This window comes from Streptomyces sp. ME02-8801-2C (genome assembly GCF_033793965.1).
Taxonomy (GTDB): Bacteria; Actinomycetota; Actinomycetes; order Streptomycetales; family Streptomycetaceae; genus Streptomyces.
In genome coordinates, this window is record NZ_JARAXP010000048.1 from 1 (window position 1) to 2,371 (window position 2,371).

2 protein-coding genes are annotated in these 2,371 nt (G+C 70.7%); one reads left to right on the top strand and one right to left on the bottom strand.

The window, feature by feature from the left end; translation table 11 throughout:
* Nucleotides 1-180 precede the first annotated feature (180 nt).
* Nucleotides 181-1,443 carry a cellulase-like family protein gene (locus PV396_RS44855; RefSeq protein WP_319214162.1) on the bottom strand — a complete coding sequence of 421 codons (1,263 nt, stop codon included), beginning with the start codon at nt 1,441-1,443 and terminating at the stop codon, nt 181-183.
* 88 nt (nt 1,444-1,531) lie between these two features.
* Here PV396_RS44855 and PV396_RS44860 point away from each other — a divergent pair.
* Nucleotides 1,532-2,371, top strand: an 840-nt coding sequence (locus PV396_RS44860; protein WP_319214161.1) for a sugar-binding domain-containing protein, incomplete at its 3' end; no start/stop codon positions are given.

Genomic DNA, 2,371 nt, shown 5'->3' on the forward strand with positions numbered 1-2,371 from the left:
GTCGCGCCGGCGCCTCCGTGGTTCGGCGTGAGGGCCGGTATCGGGTTGTCGGCGGCGAACAGTGTCACCCCGGCCCGACCGGCACCTGCTTGCGAGGCGGTCGCCGTGCCGCGTGACTCCGGCGCCCTCGCCGACTTGAGGCGGTCCTGTCCCTGGACGGAGACCGAAAGCACCACCCCTTCAGCTCGCCGTGATGCGGGCGTTCACCCGGCGCATCCAGTCCTGGTCGGTGTGCCAAGTGGGGTGGTGCGGGGCCGCGTTGGAGGTGAGGACGACCCCGTGGAAGCCCGCCGCCAGGCAGCGGTCGACGACGAACTCGGCGAGGTCCTTGCCGACCGCGTCGTCCTCGAAGCGCGTCAGCAGTGGCGTGTAGCCGACGACGCCCTCGCCGAGGACGGCGGGGACACCACGCCGGCGGGCGAAGTCGGCGACGGAGTCGACCCAGCCGGCCAGCGTCTCCCGCATGGCCTCCCGGTGCGCCGCGTAGTTCTCGTAGAGCCACAGGTCCCAGCGGTCGGGGTCCACCCAGTCGTGCGCGTAGAACAGTTCGCGCGGGATCCCGGTGGCGGCCAGCCGCCAGGGCTCGTCCGGCTGGTAGTCGGCGAAGGCGGGCGCGTCCGGGCGCAGCATGGCGGCCAGTTCGGGGGTGGGCCAGGCGGCCGTCTCGGGTGCCGCCTCGGTGCCGTGTCCGAGCCCCACCGCCTCGTAGAGCGCGCCGAGCACGCCGTAGACGTAGAAGTGGAAGTGCGCGATCCGCGCCCCCTGCGGCAGGTCGTCGATCTCGCTCGGCCAGGGTTCGCCCAGTGAGTAGGTGACGGGGATGCCGGGGTGCCGGGCCTGCAGCAGTTTCACCGCACGGTCGAGAGGGCCGTGCAGGTAGGCGTAGTGGGTGACGCCGTCGCGCGGTACGAGGGAGCAGTTGTCGACCTCGTTGTGGACCTCGACGTAGGCGACCTGTTCGGCCAGTCCGCGCTCGGTGAGGAAGTCCAGCAGCCCCGCGAGCGCTTCGGCCACCGCCTCGGCACGGTCCGGGCCGGGTACCTCGGCCAGGGCGCGGTGCCAGGTGTCGGTGTCGGCGAAGCTGGGTGACTGCTGGTACTCCCAGGAGGACACGATCACCTTGCAGTCGTGGCGGGCGGCTGCCTCGAACAGCTCTACGAGCCGGCGGCGGCCGTCCAGCGGATAGCCGCCTCGCACGTTGTACCAGCGGGTGCGCTGCCCGAACTCCTTGCCCAGTCCCCGGACCTGGAGCGACTCGGGCTCGGGGACGCGTCCGGAGAACAGCAGGAAGGGCATCGCGCAGATACGCACGGTGTTGAAGCCCCGCTCCACCGCCTCCGTGAAGGCGCGGTCGATGTCGGCGAACGGCTCGCCGGGGCCCGCCTGGGTGTACCAGCTGAAGTCCCACAGGGTGATGGCCATTGCTTGCTGCTGTGTGGTCATGTGTGTGGTCATGAAGGCACGGTAGCTCAATTCATTATTTATGAATAATACTTGACAGGGGTGGCGGGACTGCCCAGTCTCAAGTGCCATGACCGAATCCACCCTTCCGTCGCGGCGTACCGTCGTCGCGGCAATCGGCGCCCTCGGCTTCGTCGCCCTTCCGGCTTGGCCGGCGACCGCACAGGACGCGAACACTCCGGTGCTCGAAACCCCGGTGCTCGACACCCACCCCGCCACCGAGCCCTCCGGCACCCATGTGCGGGACGTCGGCGGCACCCAGGTCGTCTTCCAGTACGGCGCGGTCCTCCCCGCCTTCGACGGCTGGCGCACCCATGAGCCCACGCGCGACTACCTCTCCCTGGACCGGAAATGGCGCTTCCGCTTCGATCCCGCAGATCGGGGGCTCGACGAGGGCTGGCAGTCCGCGCATCACGACGACCGGGCGTGGGGTCGTATCGACGTCCCGGCGGCCTGGGACCTCCTGGACACCCCCGGATTCGGCTCGCAGGACGCCCCCTTCGCCAAGGGCACCGCCTTCAGCGACGGCTACGCCTGGTACCGCACCACCGTCGACGTGCCCGCCTCCTGGCGTGACCGGCACATACGCATCGCCTTTCTCGCGGCCGGATACAGCGCCGAGGTCTGGCTCGACGGCAGGCATCTCGGCAAGCACGAGGGCGCCAACTCTCCCTTCGCGCTTCCGGTGGCGGGGGCGCTGAGGCCGGGCGCGCGCCAGACGCTCGCCGTGCGGGTCTTCCGCCGGGCCAGCTACACCGACTACACGGCCTCGGCTCCCCAGCCGGTCACGGACGACCACGAGCTGCCGTACAAGCCCGTCGACCACTGGCCCTACGCGGGCCTCACCCGGTCCGCCTGGATCGAGGCGGTCCCGCAGGTCACCATCGCCAAACTGCTCGTCGCCGGCGCG

Excerpts from the sequence above, each read along its gene's own strand:
- PV396_RS44855 (WP_319214162.1), bottom strand. The coding sequence starts at position 1,443 with ATGACCACACAGCAGCAAGCAATGGCCATCACCCTGTGGGACTTCAGC.